The 19,454-nt window shown below is 57.8% G+C and carries 20 protein-coding genes; 17 read left to right on the forward strand and 3 right to left on the reverse strand.

Annotated features, from left to right (window positions below):
• The 14 genes from FHJ80_RS11225 to FHJ80_RS11290 form a co-directional block, all read left to right on the forward strand.
• The coding region (locus FHJ80_RS11225; protein WP_139527263.1) for an electron transfer flavoprotein subunit alpha/FixB family protein at nucleotides 1-874 on the forward strand (874 nt) is incomplete at its 5' end.
• A gap of 215 nt (nucleotides 875-1,089) precedes the next feature.
• A complete protein-coding gene (locus FHJ80_RS11230) occupies nucleotides 1,090-1,701 on the forward strand; it encodes a superoxide dismutase (protein WP_139527264.1) in 612 nt (203 codons plus the stop codon).
• 252 nt (nucleotides 1,702-1,953) lie between these two features.
• Nucleotides 1,954-2,175 carry a glutaredoxin-like protein NrdH gene (nrdH, locus tag FHJ80_RS11235; RefSeq protein WP_139527265.1) on the forward strand — a complete coding sequence of 74 codons (222 nt, stop codon included), beginning with the start codon at nucleotides 1,954-1,956 and terminating at the stop codon, nucleotides 2,173-2,175.
• Between the two features lie 9 nt (nucleotides 2,176-2,184).
• Nucleotides 2,185-2,634 carry a class Ib ribonucleoside-diphosphate reductase assembly flavoprotein NrdI gene (gene nrdI, locus FHJ80_RS11240; RefSeq protein ID WP_139527266.1) on the forward strand — a complete coding sequence of 150 codons (450 nt, stop codon included), beginning with the start codon at nucleotides 2,185-2,187 and terminating at the stop codon, nucleotides 2,632-2,634.
• Nucleotides 2,635-2,690: 56 nt separating this feature from the next.
• Nucleotides 2,691-4,796 (forward strand): class 1b ribonucleoside-diphosphate reductase subunit alpha, encoded by a 2,106-nt coding sequence (gene nrdE / locus FHJ80_RS11245; RefSeq protein WP_139527724.1) that lies wholly within the window; start codon nucleotides 2,691-2,693, stop codon nucleotides 4,794-4,796.
• 41 nt (nucleotides 4,797-4,837) lie between these two features.
• Complete coding sequence (nrdF, locus tag FHJ80_RS11250; RefSeq protein WP_139527267.1) at nucleotides 4,838-5,809, forward strand: class 1b ribonucleoside-diphosphate reductase subunit beta; 972 nt, start codon at nucleotides 4,838-4,840, stop codon at nucleotides 5,807-5,809.
• 43 nt (nucleotides 5,810-5,852) lie between these two features.
• Nucleotides 5,853-6,260, forward strand: coding sequence for an NUDIX domain-containing protein (locus FHJ80_RS11255; protein WP_239283898.1), 408 nt, complete (start codon nucleotides 5,853-5,855; stop codon nucleotides 6,258-6,260).
• A 253-nt stretch (nucleotides 6,261-6,513) separates the two neighbouring features.
• Nucleotides 6,514-7,245 (forward strand): DUF3450 domain-containing protein, encoded by a 732-nt coding sequence (locus FHJ80_RS11260; RefSeq protein WP_304363354.1) that lies wholly within the window; start codon nucleotides 6,514-6,516, stop codon nucleotides 7,243-7,245.
• On the forward strand, nucleotides 7,242-8,603 hold the full coding sequence (locus FHJ80_RS11265) for a MotA/TolQ/ExbB proton channel family protein (RefSeq protein ID WP_139527269.1): 1,362 nt from the start codon (nucleotides 7,242-7,244) through the stop codon (nucleotides 8,601-8,603). The genes FHJ80_RS11260 and FHJ80_RS11265 overlap by 4 nt, the downstream gene beginning before the upstream one ends.
• Before the next feature lies 1 nt (nucleotide 8,604).
• Nucleotides 8,605-9,147 (forward strand): MotA/TolQ/ExbB proton channel family protein, encoded by a 543-nt coding sequence (locus tag FHJ80_RS11270; RefSeq protein ID WP_139527270.1) that lies wholly within the window; start codon nucleotides 8,605-8,607, stop codon nucleotides 9,145-9,147.
• Nucleotides 9,140-9,547 (forward strand): biopolymer transporter ExbD, encoded by a 408-nt coding sequence (locus tag FHJ80_RS11275; RefSeq protein WP_139527271.1) that lies wholly within the window; start codon nucleotides 9,140-9,142, stop codon nucleotides 9,545-9,547. Before FHJ80_RS11270 ends, FHJ80_RS11275 begins: the two co-directional genes overlap by 8 nt.
• A complete protein-coding gene (locus FHJ80_RS11280; RefSeq protein WP_139527272.1) occupies nucleotides 9,544-10,290 on the forward strand; it encodes an energy transducer TonB in 747 nt (248 codons plus the stop codon). The genes FHJ80_RS11275 and FHJ80_RS11280 overlap by 4 nt, the downstream gene beginning before the upstream one ends.
• Nucleotides 10,291-10,336: 46 nt before the next feature.
• Nucleotides 10,337-11,455: a lipopolysaccharide assembly protein LapB gene (locus FHJ80_RS11285; RefSeq protein ID WP_139527273.1), complete on the forward strand. Its 1,119-nt coding sequence runs from the start codon at nucleotides 10,337-10,339 to the stop codon at nucleotides 11,453-11,455.
• A 103-nt stretch (nucleotides 11,456-11,558) separates the two neighbouring features.
• Entirely contained in the window at nucleotides 11,559-12,470 is a 912-nt protein-coding gene (locus tag FHJ80_RS11290; RefSeq protein ID WP_139527274.1) for a hypothetical protein, read from the forward strand.
• Nucleotides 12,471-12,507: 37 nt separating this feature from the next.
• On the opposite strand, the gene xthA is transcribed toward FHJ80_RS11290, so the two are convergent.
• Both xthA and FHJ80_RS11300 read right to left on the reverse strand, forming a co-directional pair.
• Nucleotides 12,508-13,335: an exodeoxyribonuclease III gene (xthA, locus tag FHJ80_RS11295; RefSeq protein WP_139527275.1), complete on the reverse strand. Its 828-nt coding sequence runs from the start codon at nucleotides 13,333-13,335 to the stop codon at nucleotides 12,508-12,510.
• Nucleotides 13,335-13,583: a hypothetical protein gene (locus tag FHJ80_RS11300; RefSeq protein ID WP_139527276.1), complete on the reverse strand. Its 249-nt coding sequence runs from the start codon at nucleotides 13,581-13,583 to the stop codon at nucleotides 13,335-13,337. The genes xthA and FHJ80_RS11300 overlap by 1 nt, the downstream gene beginning before the upstream one ends.
• Nucleotides 13,584-13,728: 145 nt before the next feature.
• Between FHJ80_RS11300 and rhlB the strand changes: the two genes are divergently transcribed.
• Together rhlB and dinG are read left to right on the forward strand one after the other, a co-directional pair.
• A complete protein-coding gene (gene rhlB / locus FHJ80_RS11305; protein WP_139527277.1) occupies nucleotides 13,729-15,003 on the forward strand; it encodes an ATP-dependent RNA helicase RhlB in 1,275 nt (424 codons plus the stop codon).
• Between the two features lie 5 nt (nucleotides 15,004-15,008).
• Complete coding sequence (gene dinG, locus FHJ80_RS11310; protein ID WP_139527278.1) at nucleotides 15,009-17,138, forward strand: ATP-dependent DNA helicase DinG; 2,130 nt, start codon at nucleotides 15,009-15,011, stop codon at nucleotides 17,136-17,138.
• 78 nt (nucleotides 17,139-17,216) lie between these two features.
• On the opposite strand, the gene FHJ80_RS11315 is transcribed toward dinG, so the two are convergent.
• Complete coding sequence (locus FHJ80_RS11315) at nucleotides 17,217-18,293, reverse strand: 3-deoxy-7-phosphoheptulonate synthase (RefSeq protein WP_139527279.1); 1,077 nt, start codon at nucleotides 18,291-18,293, stop codon at nucleotides 17,217-17,219.
• Between the two features lie 352 nt (nucleotides 18,294-18,645).
• Between FHJ80_RS11315 and rpoE the strand changes: the two genes are divergently transcribed.
• A complete protein-coding gene (rpoE, locus tag FHJ80_RS11320; protein WP_139527280.1) occupies nucleotides 18,646-19,245 on the forward strand; it encodes an RNA polymerase sigma factor RpoE in 600 nt (199 codons plus the stop codon).
• Nucleotides 19,246-19,454 lie beyond the last annotated feature (209 nt).

The following is a 19,454-nucleotide window of genomic DNA, read 5'->3' on the forward strand; positions in this document are numbered from 1 at the left end:
TGCCCACGTCGTCGCAGCGGCCCAAGCCATTGGGGGCGACATCGACGTGCTGGTGGCCGGTGAAGGCGTTCAGGCAGCCGCCGACGCGGCCGCCCAGCTCGACGGCGTGAGCAAAGTGCGCGTGGCGGACAACGCCGTGTACGCCCACCAGCTGGCCGAGCCCATGGGCGCGCTGCTGGTGGAGCTGGCGGGCGACTATACCCACGTACTGGCCAGCGCCTCCACCACGGGTAAGAACGTCCTGCCGCGCCTGGCGGCGCTGAAAGACGTCAGCCAGCTATCGGACGTGATTGGCGTCGACAGCGCCGATACTTTCCTGCGTCCGATCTACGCCGGAAACGCCATCGCGACGGTGAAAAGCGACGACGCGCTGAAAGTGATCACCGTGCGTACCACTGCCTTCGACGCAGTGGGAAGTGGCGGAAGCGCCAGCGTGGAAGCGGTGGACGTGGTCGTCGACAACGCCCAATCGCGCTTCGTCAAGCAAGAGCTGGCGCAGAGCGACCGCCCCGAACTCGGCGGTGCCAAGGTGGTGATCTCCGGCGGCCGCGGCATGGGCAACGGCGAGAACTTCAAACTGCTCGACGGCATTGCCGACAAGCTGGGCGCGGCCATTGGCGCGTCCCGTGCGGCGGTGGATGCTGGCTTCGTGCCCAACGACATGCAGGTGGGCCAAACCGGTAAGATCGTTGCGCCGGAGCTGTACATTGCGGTGGGTATTTCAGGCGCGATTCAACACTTGGCGGGCATGAAAGACTCCAAGGTGATCGTGGCGATCAACAAGGACGACGAAGCGCCGATCTTCCAGGTGGCCGATTACGGCCTGGTAGGGGATCTGTTCGAGATCCTGCCGGAGCTGGAAAGCAAGTTATAAGCCATTGAACTGCTTGCCTAGCAAAAGCCGACTTCGTCAGAAGTCGGCTTTTTTATTGCGGGCGGGTTCGATAAACTGACAATAGTTGACTAAGGTACTGGGACAAAGATTTGCCGCCCATGGTAAAAAATTGCCGTGGCGGTGGTTGAAAAGGGTGAAGTAAGACCACACCTACTGTAGTGAACGCAACAGAAGCCACTCAAGGAGAAGATAGCATGGCACATACCCTTCCTGAACTGCCGTACGCCTATGATGCACTCGAGCCGAACATCGATGCGATGACGATGGAAATTCACCACTCTCGCCACCACAATACCTATGTCACCAACTTGAATGGTGCGTTGGAAGGTACTGGCCTTGAAGATGTGCCAGTGGAAGAGCTGATCTCCAATTTGGACCGCGTACCCGAAGAAAAACGTCAAGCCGTTATCAATAACGGTGGTGGGCACGCGAATCACTCCATGTTTTGGCAAATGATGTCGCCCAACGGTGGCGGCCAGCCGCATGGTGACGTTGCCAAAGCCATTGACGCCGAGCTGGGCGGCTTGGATGCATTTAAAGACGCTTTCAAAAAAGCCGCGTTGGGCCGTTTCGGCAGCGGCTGGGCATGGTTGTCCGTCACGCCTGAGAAAAAACTAGTCGTCGAAAATACCCTCAACCAAGATAGCCCGTTGATGCACGGCAACACGCCCGTACTCGGTCTGGACGTTTGGGAGCACGCTTACTACCTGAAGTTCCAGAACAAGCGCCCCGACTACGTCGATGCCTTCTTCAATGTGGTGAACTGGGACGATGTCGAGCGTCGTTACCAAGCCGCCACCGCCTAAGACTCACGCTTCGTGAGCGCGATGTAAGCGCTTTACATCGCCTAAAACCGTCCCCTGATCAGGGGGCGGTTTTTTTGTGCCTGGGTATAGCGCTGGGCATGAGCTGTCAATAACCTGTGGATGAAAAAATACCATATATGCTTGAATTGATTTTCTCTTGGTCTATATATAGTATGCGTGGTGACTTTTAGAGAGGTAGGGCAAGCGCTGCGCACTACCTGAAAACTGCCGCTATGAAAAGGAAAAATAGCCATGGAAATCCAAATTTATAGCAAGCCTGCCTGCGTCCAGTGCACCGCTACGTATCGTGCGCTGGATAAGCAGGGTCTCGACTACACCGTCATCGACATTACCGCTGAATCGGGCGCACAAGCAGAAGTCGAAGCGCTTGGCTATCGTCAACTACCGGTCGTCGTGGTTGGTGAAGAGCACTGGTCGGGCTTCCGCCCGGATCGCATTCAAGCGCTGGCGTAATCGTCACCCATGCACACGGCTGACGTGGAAGCCAATCAGGCAGGTACGCTGGTCTATTTTTCCACCAAGTCAGGCAATACCCATCGTTTCATAGAAAAGCTTGGTTTGGGTGCACAGCGGCTACCGTTAAATCGTGAAGCCCCTACGCCACGCATCGAGCAGCCCTATATATTGATCACCCCCACCTATGGGGGTGGTTCGGCCAACGGGGCCGTGCCAAAGCAGGTAATTCAGTTTTTAAATGACGCGCACAATCGACACCTTATAAGGGGTGTCATTGCTGCTGGTAATACTAATTTTGGTGACGCATACGGTTTGGCGGGGCGAATTATTGCCCAAAAGTGCCAGGTGCCACTGCTTTATCGTTTTGAATTATTTGGCACCGATGACGATGTCGCCAAGGTCCGCAAAGGAGTAGAAGAGTTTTGGAAACGTCAAGCTCAGTCTCTAAGAACGTAGCTGCAAAAAACTCGGCAGATCAACGCCCTGCTGCGGGAGCCACCGAGGCGCGCACGCTGGATTACCATGCGCTGAATGCGATGTTGAACCTGTACGGTGCCAACGGCGAGCTGCAGTTGGACAAGGATCGCGAAGCGGCGCGTCAGTACTTCCTTCAGCATGTCAATCAGAACACGGTGTTCTTCCACTCTTTAGAAGAGAAGTTGGATTATCTGGTGGAAGAGCAGTACTACGAAGCCGACGTGCTGGCGCAGTACAGCTTCGCGTTCGTCAAAGCGCTGTTCGAGCAAGCGTATGCGTATAAATTCCGCTTCCCGAGCTTCCTGGGTGCGTTCAAGTACTACACCAGCTACACGCTCAAAACCTTCGACGGCAAGCGCTACCTCGAGCGGTATGAAGACCGCGTCTGCATGGTGGCGCTGACCTTGGCTCGCGGCGACGAAGCGCTGGCTAAGTCGCTAGTCGACGAGATCATTAGCGGTCGTTTCCAGCCCGCGACCCCCACCTTTCTGAACTGCGGTAAGCGTCAGCGGGGCGAGCTGGTCTCTTGCTTCTTGCTGCGCATCGAAGACAACATGGAGTCCATCGGGCGCTCCATCAACTCTGCGCTGCAGCTCTCCAAGCGTGGCGGCGGCGTGGCTTTCCTGCTCAGCAACATTCGCGAATCCGGCGCGCCGATCAAGCGTATCGAGAATCAGTCATCGGGCATCATCCCGATCATGAAATTGCTCGAAGACGCCTTCTCTTACGCTAACCAGCTGGGCGCTCGTCAGGGGGCCGGGGCGGTCTATCTCAACGCTCACCACCCGGATATTTTGCGCTTTCTGGACACCAAGCGTGAAAACGCGGACGAGAAAATCCGCATCAAAACGCTATCACTGGGCGTGACTATTCCTGACATCACCTTCGAGCTGGCCAAGCGCAACGACGATATGTACCTCTTCTCGCCTTACGACGTCGAGCGCGTCTACGGCGTACCGTTTGGCGATATCAGCGTGACCGAGAAGTACCATGAAATGGTGGCTGATGCGCGCATTCGTAAACATAAGATCAATGCGCGCGCCTTCTTCCAAACCCTGGCTGAACTGCAGTTCGAGTCTGGTTACCCGTACATCATGTTCGAAGATACGGTCAACCGCGCCAACCCGATTGCGGGTCGTATCAACATGAGTAATCTCTGCTCTGAGATTCTGCAGGTCAATACGCCCACCGAGTACGATGACGATCTCGGCTACCGTCAGGTAGGGCAGGATATCTCCTGTAACCTCGGGTCGATGAACATAGCCAAGGTGATGGATTCTGGCGATATCGGGACCAGTGTCGAGATCGCCATTCGTGGCCTCACCGCCGTGTCTGAAATGAGCAACTTGCGTAGCGTTCCCTCTATCGCTGAAGGTAATGCCAAATCTCGCGCCATCGGCCTTGGTCAGATGAACCTGCATGGTTTCCTGGCCCGCGAGCATATCTACTACGGTTCAGAAGAGGGGTTGGATTTCACCAACCTGTACTTCTATAGCGTGGCGTTCCATGCGCTTCGCGCGTCGAATCGACTGGCCATTGAGCATGGCGAGACCTTTGCTGGTTTTGAAGACTCCACCTATGCGTCGGGTACCTTCTTCGACAAGTACACCGATCAGGCGTGGCTCCCGCGTACCGAGAAAGTGCGTCATCTCTTCGAGCGCAGCGGCATTGCACTGCCTACGCAAGACGACTGGCAGTCGCTCAAAGCCTCGGTGATGGCGCACGGCCTGTACAACCGTAACCTGCAAGCGGTACCGCCGACCGGTTCTATCTCTTACATCAATCACTCCACGTCGAGCATTCATCCGGTGGCGGCGAAGATTGAAATTCGCAAAGAGGGCAAATTGGGTCGCGTTTACTACCCGGCACCTTTCTTGAACGAAGAGAACTTCGACTACTTCCAGGATGCCTACGAAATCGGCCCTGAAAAAATCATCGATACTTACGCAGAAGCGTCCAAGCACGTGGACCAAGGCCTCTCGTTGACACTGTTCTTCCCGGATACGGCCACCACGCGGGATATCAACAAGGCGCAAATTTACGCTTGGCGTAAAGGCATCAAGACGCTTTATTACATCCGTCTACGTCAAAGTGCTTTAGAAGGCACCGAGGTGGAAGGCTGCGTCTCCTGCACGCTTTGAACGGGTAACGCTTTTAAGATGATGTTTGTGAGAGAACGCTGATGACCATGATGCAACGTTTGTCGCGAGTGAATGCGATCAACTGGAACCGCCTTCAGGATGATAAAGACCTTGAGGTGTGGAACCGTCTGACCAGTAACTTCTGGTTGCCGGAAAAAGTGCCCCTCTCCAACGACATTCAGTCTTGGAATACGCTGACGCAGCAGGAGAAGCAGCTGACCATTCGCGTATTTACCGGTCTGACGCTGTTGGATACCATTCAAAGCAGCGTGGGCGCGCCCGTGCTAATGGAAGACGCACGCACCCCTCATGAAGAAGCGGTATATACCAATATCGCTTTCATGGAGTCGGTGCATGCCCGCTCCTACAGTTCGATTTTCTCGACGCTGTGTGCCACGCGGGATGTGGACGATGCCTTCCGCTGGAGCGAGGAGAATCCGACGCTGCAGATGAAGTCAGAGCTGATTTTGAATCGCTATCGCTCCGACGATCCACTCATGCGTAAGGTGGCGAGTGTTTTCCTGGAATCGTTCCTGTTCTACTCAGGCTTCTACCTGCCGATGTATTGGTCCAGTCACGCCAAACTGACCAATACCGCTGACCTGATTCGTTTGATCATTCGTGATGAGGCGGTACACGGCTATTACGTGGGCTACAAATTCCAGCAGGCGTTGGCAGAAGAGACGCCCGAGCGGCAGCAGGAAGTGAAAGACTACGCCTACGAGCTACTGCTAGAGCTTTACGACAACGAAGTTCGCTACACGGAATCGCTGTACGATGACGTGGGTCTAACGGAAGACGTGAAGAAATTTCTTCACTACAACGCTAACAAAGCCTTGATGAACCTGGGTTTTGAGCCGCTATTCCCCAGTAGCGTGACGGACGTAGACCCAACGATCATGGCCGCGCTGTCGCCCAGCGCGGACGAGAACCACGACTTCTTCTCAGGGTCGGGATCCTCTTATGTCATTGGTAAAGCCGTCGCCACCGAGGACGACGACTGGGCGTTTTGATAGTGCTGCCAATGGGTGGGGGCGTCAGTTATCTGGTGGATGAATGATGCAAACAAGTAACGCGAATGTATTGAAAATAGCAGCCGCTGTAGTGAGCGATTCAACAGGTCGATTGCTATTGGTGCGTAAACGCAATACATCTTTTTTCATGCAGCCAGGCGGCAAGATCGATGCAGGAGAAACTGCCCTAGAGGCTCTTTGTCGTGAACTCAATGAGGAGTTGGGGCTGATAGTGAATAGTGACCGTCTCTCTCCACTCGGATTGTACTCAGCGCCCGCTGCCAATGAGCCAGGTGTGATGTTGGACGCATATCTCTTTAGCCTTGTGCTTGATGAGCGTGTCACGGCGGCAGCTGAAATAGCTGAAGCAAAATGGGTGACTCGGGAAGAAGCATGGCAGCTCCCTTTGGCGCCACTCACTAAAGAGCATATCGTAGCAAGTCACCATTAATTTTAATTAGTCATCAAGGCGCCGGTAGGCGCCTTTTTTGTGTGCAGAAAATACGCTGGTGACTGAATGTTAATGATAAATATTGTCATTAATTCTATTAGTGGTACGCTATGCACTGCACGCGTTAAACGCAAATCGTTCTTATACCTAATGAGTTTTAGCACGCCGATCGTGATGGCGCGCTGAGCAGTGACGGAGACATAACGTGCGGAACAGGCCTTTCTTTGCCTTGCGTGGATGCTGTCTAGCGGGCGTGCTAGCCAGCGGTGCGCTCATGGCAAGTGATGAGACGGTGGATCAAGCGGCCCAAAGTGTCGAGGCCCAGCAAGCCCAGTCTGAGCTGCAGCAGCAAATCGATAGGGCGGATGAAGCCACGCGATCCGCCATTGAAGAACTTCGCCGCCTGGAGCGGGAAACCCGCCAGATGGAAGCCGCCAACGCCACGCTCAGCAGCCGCTTGGCCAGTGAGGCCGAACGCCAGCAACGTTTGAATCAAGCGCTGGATACCTTGAGCGACACGCGCGCAGCGCTGCCCATGATCGAACAGGATATGACCGAACAGCTCACTCGATGGATCGAGTCAGATCTTCCCTTCTTGACCGATGAGCGCCTCGCCCGGGTGGCGTCTGCGGGTAGCCCTGAGGCGAGTAGTGCCGAACGCATTGCGAGCCTGATTGAAGCTTGGCGTGCAGAACTCGCTTATGGACGCGAGGTTGATAGCTGGCGTGGCCGCTTGGAGATAGAGGGCGCTTCCCCCAGGGAGGTGGAATACTTGCGGATTGGCCGTATTGGCTTTTATTACTTGACACCGGATGGCCGTGAGGGCGGTGTCTGGGATAAAGAAGAGAGAACTTGGCTCGCGTTAGACGAGCCCGCTCGTCGCCAGGTGCGTAATGGACTGCGGATTGCGGCCGACCAGCGTACCCCAGAACTTTTACAGCTCCCGCTCTCGATCACGGCTAATGACCAAGGAGGGCAGTCATGAGTCTGTTTTCTCGCTCCAAGGCTAGGCTTTGCCTCACCCTATTGGTCGGCGTATTGACCAGCAGCGTTGGCATGGCCCAAAGCGACGATGTCGCCTCGTTAAGAGAGGCCCGCGAGGCTGCCCAGGCGCGTGACCAGGTGCGTCTTCAATCTTTCTTGGATGATCAAGACGCGCTAGAAGCCGCTTTGCAAGAGGCGCGTGATGCCCACTCGACTGCCGAGGAGCAGCAGGCTGCGCTCGAAGCGCAACAGGATGAGCAAAACGAGCAGGCGCAGGCACTTGCTCAGCGCCAGGCGGAACAAGGCGAGGCGTTAACGGCGCTACTGGCGGAGCTAACGCGTCATAGCGAAGAGGTTCGCAACGAGCTGGGCGGCGATAGCTGGCTAACGCTTGAGGCCGATGCTTTGCCACCGCGTTTGAACGATGTCGACGTGCTCGAACGGCAAAACATTGAGGCCGTCGTTGATCGTCTAGCGGCTCTCACCATGGATACGGGCCGTGCCGAGCGCTTGGCGTTACCGGTAGCAGATGCCAGCGGTGACATAGCGTCGCGCAGCGTCGTGCGACTGGGTGATTTCGCTGCGTTTACCGAGTCTGCGCTGCTTCGACAAGGGCAAGATGAGGAAGGTGGCCTCGCCGAGGTGCCACGCACCCCCGCCGATATTCGCGATCTATTAGCGGCTTATCACAGCGGCGAGAGCCGCGAATTCGCTATCGACCCTACCCAGGGCAGCGTGCTCGAAGCGCTGGCCCAGCAGCCCACGCTATGGGAGCGCTTTCAGCAGGGCGGTTACGTCGGTTACGTGGTCGTGGTGCTAGGGGGCATCGGCCTGCTAGTCGCCTTGGCACAGTATCTGTATCTGTTGGTGGTTAGCGCCCGCGTGCGTCGCCAGCGTCAATCGCTGCATCAGCCCAGCGCGGACAACCCTTTGGGGCGTGTTCTGCAGCGCTTTAAAGAAATGGACAAACATCAAGCGCCGGAAGCGCTCGAAGCAAGGCTGGATGAGGCGGTACTCGCCGAGCTACCTAAAATCGAACGTGGTCAACCCATCGTCAAGCTGCTGGCCGCCATTGCGCCGCTGATGGGTCTGCTGGGTACCGTGACAGGCATGATCGTGACCTTCCAGGCCATCACGGTCTTTGGCACGGGGGACCCCCAGCTCATGGCAGGGGGGATCAGTCAGGCGCTGGTCACTACCGTGTTGGGTCTCGTCACGGCAGTGCCGCTGCTGTTTGCCCAAACGGCGCTGTCTAGCCGCAGTCGCTTCATTGTTCAGGTGATCGAAGGCGAAGCAAGCGCCACGCTGGCAGACCATCTGGAAGCGCAGTCCGCTGGCCATGCGCACGCGGTGACTTAGTATGCCTACGCTACCCCTATGGCTTTCGCCCGTCGAGCGGTTGCTCGATGCAGGTGGTGCCGTCATCGTGGTGCTGGCGCTGGTGGCCGTGGCGGTGTTCGCCATGGCGATCGAGCGGTGGTGGTACTACCGCTTCAGCTGGCGGCAATCGCGACATGAGCTGGTGCGTCGCTGGACGGCCCGTAACGACCATCGCAGTTGGAGCGCGCGCACGCTACGCCATGTGTGGAGTGCTGCACTGGTGGCCAAGCTGCGTCGGCCGTTGCCTTGGATCAAGCTGCTCGTGGCGCTTTGCCCGCTGCTCGGGTTATTGGGAACGGTCACGGGCATGATTACCGTTTTCGATAGCCTTTCGATGAGTGATACCCACCAAGCCCGAGCCATGGCCGATGGGGTTGCCCGGGCTACGTTGCCCACGCTGACGGGCATGGCCATTGCGGTGGTGGGTATGTTGTTTATTAGCCGTTTAGAGCACGTTATTCGTCGCGAAGACCAGCGTCTGCATGACCGTTTAGCGCGTGCCTTGGAGGAGAGTGATGCGTAGACGCCGTTCCATAGAGGCTGCTGACGATAGCAATGAGGTAAACCTGACGCCGATGTTGGACGTGGTGTTCATCATGCTGATCTTCTTTATCGTCACGACCAGCTTTATCAAGGAGAGCGGGGTGGACATCGATCGCCCTGAGGCCTCAGCGGCCACTCCGCGTCCCGATGCGCAAGTGTTGATTGCCGTCACGCCGGAAGGAGCCGTATGGGTCGATGGCCAGCCAGTGGACGTTCACCGTGTGGGCCAGCAGGTGGCTGGAATGCTGAGCGGTGAGGGCTCCGTGGTTATTCAGGCCGACCGGGCGTCGACGACCGGCGTTCTGATCGAGGTCATGGACCGCCTTCAGCAGGCGGGCGTCGAGCAGGTTGCCGTGGCAGCGAGCCGGAGTGCGCCATGATGCGCCATGTGTTGTCGATGCTAGGTGGTATCGCTCTGGCCGTTGGACTTCTCTGGATGCTGGCGCTGCTGGTCGCTCCCCCCGAGCAGCAGGTGGATGAGCCCATCATGTCGATGTCGATGACCATGGTGGAGGCACCGGAGGTGGCGCCGGAGCAGGAGACATCGCCCCCTGTACCTACTCAAGCCGCTTCAGCGCCACCGCCCATGCCCGTGCCATCACCAGCGCCGGTCGCCACGAGCGCGATTGCGCTACCAGATGTAGAGCTACCCGACGCGCCGGTAGAGCCCGTCGAGTTGGAAAGCGAGCTGCCGGAGCTGACCGAGGTGCGCCCTGAGCCTACGCCGCAGCCCCAGCCCCAGCCAGCACCTGAGCCCGCCCCCGAACCTTCAGAAACGGCGGCCCCCTCTCCTGAGCCTGCCACCGCGCAGCGGGAAGCGGCACCAGCCGCAGAGCCCGCGCCCTCGAATGAGCCCGTGAGTGTCGGTCAAGTGGCGCCCACGAATCGCGTCAACCCGTCTTATCCTCCACGTGCTCAACGCCGAGGTTTGGAAGGGTTTGTGGAGGTGGAATTTGTCATTCAGCGTAATGGAAGGGTAGATGGAGGCTCCATTCGGGTAACCAATGCACAGCCTCGCCGGGTATTCGAAGACGCTGCTCGTGAGGCAATTGCGCGCTGGCAGTTCGAGCCCAGCCAGCAGCTGCGGCGCGCCACCCAGCGTATCGAGTTCCAGTTAAGGTAGCGGTGACATGTCTCGTATAGAAAATACGCCAAACAGGCCCGTCGTTATGGTTGACCACAAACGCGCGTTAACACAATGGATAGGTATCGTGTTGCTAAGCGCGTTGAGCGTCACCGCAACGGCCAATGAGCCGCTACCGGGCGATATGATTCAGGACCTGAACCGGCTCCAGAGTCAGTTGGCCAGCCAGACAAGCGGCTCAGCCGATCCTGACGTGCTGAACAGTATCATCGCTCATGCGCGCGCTCAGTCCGAGCGACTCGCAGGTGGTAACCGTGCAGATCAATGGGCGAGTGCGCTGTATCATCAGCTAACCGCCAGCGCACTGGTGCGTCAGGGGGACCCCCTGGCTGCTGCCGACGAGCTTGCCAGTGCCCGTCAGCGGCCAAGCGTCCCCGATAGTCAAGTGCGTCGCTGGTTACGTGACGAAGCGTTGCTGCGCCGTGCCGCAGGAGAACGGGGTCAGGCTATCACACTGTACGAGCAGTGGCTGAATGAGTCGTCGGGCAGTGATCGCTACGCGGAAACGGCTTGGCAGCTCGTACGCCTGTTGGCGGAAGAGGAGCGCTGGCAAGAGGCGATGGAGTGGCTGGCGCCGCTGCTTGAACAAGGGGAGTTGACGGCTGATCAGCAAACGCTCACCCATGTCGTGCTTCGAAACACAGGGGATAACGCACAGGCACTTAGCTGGCTGCTGAATGGGTTGAGTGCTGAGAGTGACGCCGAGGCGTGGCGTCAGGCTGCCGGTCTTGCCCAGCAGGCTGGCCAACTGGGCGTGGCCGCCGCCGTTTGGGAGGCAGCCTGGCAATTGGGTAAGTTTTCTACGCCTGAGGAACGCCGCACCCTGATCGAGCTGCATATGGCCGGGGGGACGCCTGCGCGCGCTGCCGAGCACTTAGAAGCGGCGCTAGAGGCGGATTCACTTCCCCGTGATGAAGATACGCTTCGCCTGCGCGCCACGGCTTGGCAGCAGGCCAAGGTTGTCGATAAAGCGCTAGCGGCGTGGCGCGAACTGGCCGCGCTGACCCAGACAGCGGAGGATTGGCGACGTTACGGCCAGTTAGCTTATGGGTGGGGTGAAGACGCACAGGCCGAAGCGGCCCTGACCCAGGCGGCCGATCTAGGCGATGACCAAGCAGAGCAGTGGTTGGCTTATTTCGATTGATGGCTGCTTCAAGCGAATGTGATATAAACATCGGGCTGCCTGTAGGGGCTGTCCGGTTGCCTTGCTCGTCGAGGCCTCTCTTCCATCGATACATTAGACTGCCATGAATAAAATAACGTATTTACCCGCCGTACTGCTGGTTGCGGGTACGCTCGCTGGCTCGGCGGCTCACGCTCAAGAGCGGAACCTCACCCTGTCGCCTGGCTTCATGCCCGACCCCATGCAGCGCAGCTATGTATCGGGCGGTGGCCAAGATGCCAGCGGTATCTTTGGGACCGACATGCGTGGCGTAGGCTGTTCAGGCAGCATCTCACAAACGCCGGATCACGTCATGACGCTGAACGACCGGTTCGATTTTTTGCAGATATGGAATCAGTCGGGAGCCGATACCACCTTGGTCATCGACGGTCCCGGGCGCTTCCTACTGTGTGACGACGACGGGGGAGAGGGCCTCAACGAACGCATCGAGCACAGCGACTGGGTGCCGGGTGAGTACCGTATTTATGTCGGTAGCTATGGCGGCGGAGTCCATAACTATGACCTGTTCGTCAGCGAGCTGCCTGGCAGCCGACTCGAGGGAGCGAGCGGGGGCTATGCCGATACCAGTGAAGATCGCCATCTGGCGATTTCACCCGGTTTCTCCCCCGATCCATGGCGGGTCAGTTTCGTCTCCGGCGGCGCGCAGGAGGCCTCGAGCCAATTTGGCACGGACATGCGCGGCAACCGCTGCCAGGGAAGCGTGGCCACCACGCCCGATCATCAAATGACGCTCAACGAGGCCTTCTCTTATCTGCAGCTTTGGACACACGCCGATGGCGATACCACGCTGATCGTCGATGGCCCGGGCAAGTTCCTGCTATGCGATGACGACGGCGGCAGCGGCCTCAACGAGCACATCGAGTACACCAATTGGCCCGCGGGTGATTACCAGATTTACGTGGGTAGCTACAGCGACGACTATTTGAACTATCAGCTCAGTATTTCCGAGCTGGCGTCAGAGGGTCCCAACCGCTGACCAAACCGCGCCGGAGAGCCTGTCCGGCGCCGCCTCGTCACGGGCTAAGGGTGAGCGTAAAGTCGCTCCAGGTGGGGGCATGATCGGACGGGCGCTCCATGGCGCGCAGCGGGTAGTCGATACCCGCATCGGTCACGCACGCGGCCAGCGGCTTCGAAACCAGTATGTAGTCGATGCGTAGCCCTCGTTTGGGGTCGCGATCAAAGCCCTTGGAGCGGTAGTCGAACCAGCTAAACCACTCATCGTTGTCTGGATGACATAGCCGATAGCTGTCGCTCAGCCCCCACGCTTTGATGCCTTCCAGCCACTCACGCTCGATGGGTTGAAAGCTGGTTTTGCCTTCTCGAAGCCAGCGTTTGCGGTTGGCTTCACCAATGCCGATGTCTTGGTCCTCAGGCGAGATATTGAAATCGCCCATGACCGCCAAGCGCTCGTCGGGGGCATGCTGGGAGTCGAGCAGGCTGGCGAGCTGTCGATAAAAGCGTTCCTTGTGCGGAAACTTGGTAGGGTGATCGATGCTCTCGCCTTGAGGGAAGTAGCCGTTCCATACCGTGACCGGCTCGCCGTCTTCCGCGAGCAATTTGACGCCAATCATGCGCCGCTGGGCGTCGTCGTCGTCATCGGGAAAGCCGTAATACACCGCTTGCGGCCGTTGACGGCATAAAAGCGCAACGCCGTAATGCCCTTTTTGGCCGTAGAAAAAAACGTGATAGCCCATGGCTTCCACGTCGGCCACGGGGAATTCGCTATCCTGTACTTTGGTTTCTTGAAGGCCGATGACATCGGGCTGCTGGGTGTCGATCAGCGCTTGAAGCTGGTGCAAGCGTGCCCGAATGCCGTTGATGTTGAACGAGACCAAGCGCATTAGGACGGCTCTCCTGGTGAGTGATCGCCTTCTTTGTCAGGATGGATGGCGATCGTTTGGCCGCTTTGCTGGCGCGCCAATTTGCGCACGGCCTGGAGCTTACGCTGCTGCTGCTTTTTGGCGACGAAGCGGCGCGACGAGGTCACCTGGTCGGGGTTCTCATGGCGCCACTTTTTATAATCTTTGCGGCGACCGGTGCGGATCGTTACTTTGTCCGCCAATGAACGAGTCTTTTTCTTACGCGTCATGTCGCGCTCCCTGGGTCAGTGAATGCCTCATTCTAACAGGCTAGCGCGCTCCTTCGACAGCAGGGCGCGCTCTTATCGCCAACCCCTGGTACAATGCGCAATTCGTGATGCCTAACATCCACAGCAATGGACAGATACACAGCCTATGAGCGAGTCGGAACAGACCACAGCATCGGCCCAGAACCGCAAGCCTAAACGTCGTCGTCGTAAGCCGCGTCGTCGTCAGTCGAACTGGGATCTTCGTCAGTTTCAGGTGCCCGCCGTTGCCGGCAAGTGGCGCTTCCATGACTTTGATCTGCCGCTGCCTTTGATGCGTGCGATTCACGCCCAAGGGTTCGAGTACTGCACGCCTATCCAAGCGGAAGCACTGCGCCATACGCTGTTGGGAGGCGACATCGTTGGTAAAGCGCAGACGGGCACCGGTAAAACCGCCGCCTTTTTGATCTCCGTGCTGGCCTACTTCCTCGAAGAGCCCACGCCGGATGGCCAAAAACCGGGGGCTCCCCGCGCGTTGATCATCGCACCGACCCGCGAGCTGGCGCTGCAAATAGAGAAAGACGCCAAGGCGCTTGCGCGCTTCACGCCGCTCAATGTCGCCAGCGTCGTAGGCGGTATGGATTACCAAAAGCAGCGCGAAAGCCTGGGTAAGAAGATCGATATCTTGGTCGCGACGCCGGGGCGTCTGCTGGACTTCCACCAGAAGCGTGATATCGACCTTTCTGAAACCGAAGTGCTGGTGCTCGACGAAGCGGATCGCATGCTCTCCATGGGGTTCATTCCCGACGTGAAGCGCATCATCCGCTACACGCCAAAGAAAGAGGAGCGTCAGACGTTCCTGTTCTCGGCCACCTTCACCGACGATATTCTCAATCTGGCGAGCCAGTGGACACTCGATCCGGCGCACGTCGAGATCGAAGTCACCGTCGAGAATCAAGCGGACATCGATCAGCGGGTCTATCTCGTTTCCGATGACGATAAACAGCGCCTACTCGTGAAGCTTCTGGAGCAGGAGAGCTTCGAACGCGTCATGGTGTTCGGTAACCGCCGGGATCTCGTCCGTAAGCTGGATGACCTGCTGAAAAAAGCCGGTATCAGCGCGGCCATGCTCTCGGGCGACGTGCCGCAGAATCAGCGCATCAAGACGTTGGAAAGCTTCCGCGAAGGGGACGTGCAGGTGCTGGTGGCCACCGACGTGGCCGGCCGCGGAATTCATATCGAAGACGTGAGCCACGTGATCAACTATACCTTGCCAGAAGACCCGGAAGATTACGTTCATCGTATCGGACGTACCGGCCGTGCCGGGGCGAAAGGGGTGTCGATCAGCTTCGTCGGCGAAGAGGACGCTTTCTCGTTGCCTGAAATCGAGCGCTATATCAACGGTAAGTTGCCCTGCGAACACCCGCCGGAAGGCATGCTGTAACTCGGATGTTGAATGACGCGCTAAAAAACGATATCCAGCAGGCTTACCGTAACGTGGTGGAGAAGCTCGAGCTCACACCGCGTTACGGGCAGCGCTTGATGATCGCCGAAATCGCCCGAACCTTGGGCGACATCGAGTGCGATAGCGAGGGAAAGCGCGTTAGCGATAGCCACGTCTGCGTGCTGGAGGCCGGTACTGGCACGGGCAAAACACTGGCGTATCTCATTGCGGGGCTGCCCATCGCCAAGGCGCAGGGTAAGCGCTTGATCGTGTCCACGGCCACCGTGGCGCTTCAAGAGCAGGTACTCAACCAGGACTTGCCCTCACTGGCGAGCCATAGCGGGGTTGCCTTTCGCTACGCGTTAGCCAAAGGGCGTGGCCGTTACGTTTGCGTAGCGCGGTTGGATCAAGCGCTAGAAGGAAGTGAGCCCAACCCAACGCTTTCGCTATTCGAGCAGTCGTTGCAAGCCGATAGCAGCGACTTCAACGTGCTGGCCACCGATATGGCCGACGCTTACGGCAAGGGCGACTGGGAGGGCGACCGCGATACCTGGCCGGTGTCGATCGATGACTCGCACTGGCGACAGCTTACGGTCGACCATCGCCAGTGCACCGGTCGCCGGTGCGGCCATTTCGGTGCTTGTGCCTTTTTCCGCTCGCGACGAGAGCTGGAAAATGCCGACGTGATCGTTGCCAATCACGACCTCGTGCTGGCGGATCTAGCCCTGGGGGGCGGTGCGATTTTGCCGGACCCCGCCGACTGCATTTTTGTCTTCGACGAAGGTCACCACCTGCCGGACAAAGCGCTATCGCACTTTGCTCACCGTTTTGCCGTGCATGGTTGTCTACGCTGGTTGAAAACATTGAAAACCAGTCTGACGGACTTGCACCAGGGGCTGGCGGTTCAGCCTACCATCGCTCGGCTATTGGCAGGGTTGCCCGAATTGCTGCATGGCTTGGAGCCCGCGCTGGGCGATGTGTTTAGCATGGGGCATCAGCTTGCCGGGCGAGAAAACGGCCTTGCCGATGAAGAAGCCAGCCACCAGCAGCGTTTCGAGAAAGGCCAAGTGCCTGAGGCGCTGCGCGAACAGGCACAACAACTACTGGTCATGTTTGCCACGCTGTCGAGGAGCTTGGAGAGCATTAGCGATATCTTACGGGAAAGCCTCGATCCCGATAAGCAAACCGGCCTGGATCGGGAACAGGCGGAAGCTTGGCTGCCGCTGATGGCGCTGCTGCATGGCCGCGCGCTGGAGGCCCACGCGCTTTGGCAGGCGTTCAGCGAGCAGGATGCTCCCAATGCGCCACCCAGTGCGCGCTGGTTAACGCTGAGCCGTGTGGCAGGGGAGCCGGAAATCGAGTTTTCGGCGAGTCCCGTCTCCGCCGCACATACCCTCGCCAAGCATTTGTGGGGCCGCTGCCACGGGGCCGTGGTGACCTCCGCCACGTTAACGGCGCTGGGCCGCTTCGAGCGGTTGCAAGAGCGCGCCGGATTGGCAAACCGATACCGTTATCAGGCCCTGCCCAGCCCGTTTGACTATGCCAACGCAGTGCTGCGGGTGCCTGCCGAAGCCGCAGACCCCGGCGACCGAGAGGCGCACGAGCGGGCGATCGTGAGCTTTGTCTCGCAACTGGGAGAGGAGGAAGCAGTGCTGGTACTGTTCTCCTCGCGAGCTCAGCTGCGCGCGGTCGAAAAGGCGCTGCCCGTTGCGGCAAAAGAGCGCATCTTGGCCCAAGACGCACTGCCCAAACGAGAACTCATCGAACGACACAGAGCAGCGGTGGATGGTGGCAAGGGGAGCGTGATTTTTGGCTTGGCGAGTTTTGCGGAGGGGATCGATTTGCCGGGGGATTACCTTACCCATGTCGTGATTACCCGGCTGCCGTTTGCCGTGCCCGATGACCCCGTAGGTGCAACGCTGGCCGAGTGGATCGAGAGTCAAGGCGGTAACCCCTTCATGCGCATCAGTGTGCCAGATGCCTCGATCAAGCTCGTGCAGGCCTGCGGTCGCTTGATCCGAAAAGAGAGTGATCGCGGAGTGATTACGCTGTTGGATCGCCGAGTGATCACACGGCGCTACGGTCAGGCGTTGTTAGATGCGCTGCCGCCTTTCAAGCGTGACATCCAAGCCTAGGGATTAGGCAACGTTAAATAGCGACAACCAAAATGCCCCGCCGTGCGGCAGGGCATTGTAGAGGGCGAGGCCGCGTTATTAAGCGGTGGCGCGCTTGGCCAGTACCGGGGCGAGTTTCTCGTTCATGCGCGTGAACGTCTCGACGGTCGTGTCCCAGTCGATGCAAGCGTCGGTGATTGAGACGCCGTACTGCAGTTGGTTCAAGTCTGCCGGTACTTTTTGGTTTCCCCAGCCAATGTTCGATTCCACCATCAAACCAATGATTGAGGTGTTGCCTTCTAAAATCTGATTGGTGACGTTTTCCAGCACCAGTGGCTGCAGGGCAGCGTCCTTGTTCGAGTTGGCGTGGGAACAGTCGATCATGATATTGGCTGAGAGGCCTGATTTTTTCAGCTCTTTCTCTGCCAGAGCGACGCTGACGCTATCATAGTTAGGCTTTCCGTTACCGCCGCGCAGCACCACATGGCCATAGCCATTGCCGCGGGTACGGATGATGGCCACTTGTCCCGCTTGGTTGATGCCCAAGAAGTTATGCGGATTTGCCACGGACTGCAGTGCATTGATCGCCACGTCCAGGCTTCCATCGGTACCGTTTTTGAACCCAACGGGACAAGAGAGGCCGGAAGCCATCTCGCGGTGCGTTTGGGACTCGGTCGTGCGCGCGCCAATCGCTGACCAGCTGATGCAGTCTTGCAGGTACTGAGGGGAGATCGGATCGAGCGCCTCGGTGGCCAACGGCAGGCCCATTTCCGCTAGGTCGACTAGCAGTTTGCGGGCAATGTGCAGGCCTTCGTCGATTTCGAAAGAGTCGTTCAGGTGAGGGTCGTTGATCAACCCTTTCCAGCCTACGGTCGTCCTCGGCTTTTCGAAATAGACGCGCATCACGATATATAGGCTATCGCTGACTTGTTCCGCTAGCGTGCGCAAACGGCGTGCATAATCCAGCGCGGCCTCGACATCGTGAATGGAGCAAGGGCCCACGACGACGAGCAAACGTGGGTCTTTACCATCCAGGATGTTTTGAATGGTCCGACGGCCCTCGATCACCGAGCGTTCGGCGCTTTCCGTGAGCGGGATGGTATTTTTCAATGCTTCGGGGGTGGTAAGAACATCCTGAGCGAGGACGTTGAGGTTACTAACCTGTTGATCTGACATCTTGCTACCTGTGCGTGCGCGATGGACGAAACGTGGTCACTACTATGGCGCGTCAGGGTGGTAAAAATCAATTGTTACGGAACTTTGCATTAAGGAAAAATGTCAGCCTCAGGGTTTCGAGAAAGGGGGTAAGCGCTTGATGCGCTGCTAAGAACGCGTAACACTAGACGGCATTGTCGCAAGCTGCCTTGCGCGCCACCACCGGCGGTAGGCCGAGATTGCTTGCTGATGTCCTCCATGAAAATTAATAGATGCCCAAGGGACGCTATGCTGCTTGCTGTGAAGGCCCGATTACTAGGGCGACAACGAAACAACGCTCGGCGTCAAACGTGCGAGCCAAAGGAGCGTGTGAATGGGCACTCGTGAAACGGATCAACAGTTGGTTGAACGTGCTCAAAAAGGTGACACACGCGCTTTTGATCTACTGGTAAAGAAGTACCAGCATAAGATTATTGGGTTGATCGGGCGCTACGTGCATGACCACGCAGAAGTGCAGGACGTTGCGCAGGAAGCTTTCATTAAAGCCTATCGAGCACTGGGTAAGTTTCGAGCGGAAAGCGCGTTCTATACCTGGATGTATCGTATTGCCATCAACACGGCTAAAAACCATTTAGTGTCACGCGGTCGCAGACCGCCCGGTAGCGATTTAGATATCGTCGATGCTGAAATCGTCGATCAAAGCGGTCGTTTGGCGGATTCCGAATCACCTGAGGCATCCATTGCCCGCGACCAACTGGAAGCCGCCGTCTTCGAAGCGATCGAAAAGCTGCCAGATGATCTGCGCACGGCCATCACACTGCGCGAGCTGGACGGTTTGGCCTATGAAGACATCGCTCAAGTCATGCAGTGCCCGGTAGGCACCGTGCGTTCGCGTATCTTTCGTGCCAGGGAGGCAGTGGATGAGCACATTCGTCCGCTGGTCAGCACCGCACGTAACAGCCGAGATGAGTGATGTATGCCAGGTTGTTCATGTAGGTGGCGGTCACAAATACTTACGTTTTTGTATTTTTAGTGAACTGTCTCGCAAGTGAAGCGTCATAGAGGCTGTCTAGCATGTTCGAGTTGAACCGTTGACTGTCATGCATGAGCGATAAATGAGTCATTAGGTCTTGGCCTGCGAGGTTTTGCGGCTAAAACACGCATGAGCCGTGTGGTCGCTGA

This window comes from Halomonas sp. BL6, assembly GCF_006228115.1.
GTDB lineage: Bacteria > Pseudomonadota > Gammaproteobacteria > Pseudomonadales > Halomonadaceae > Vreelandella > Vreelandella piezotolerans.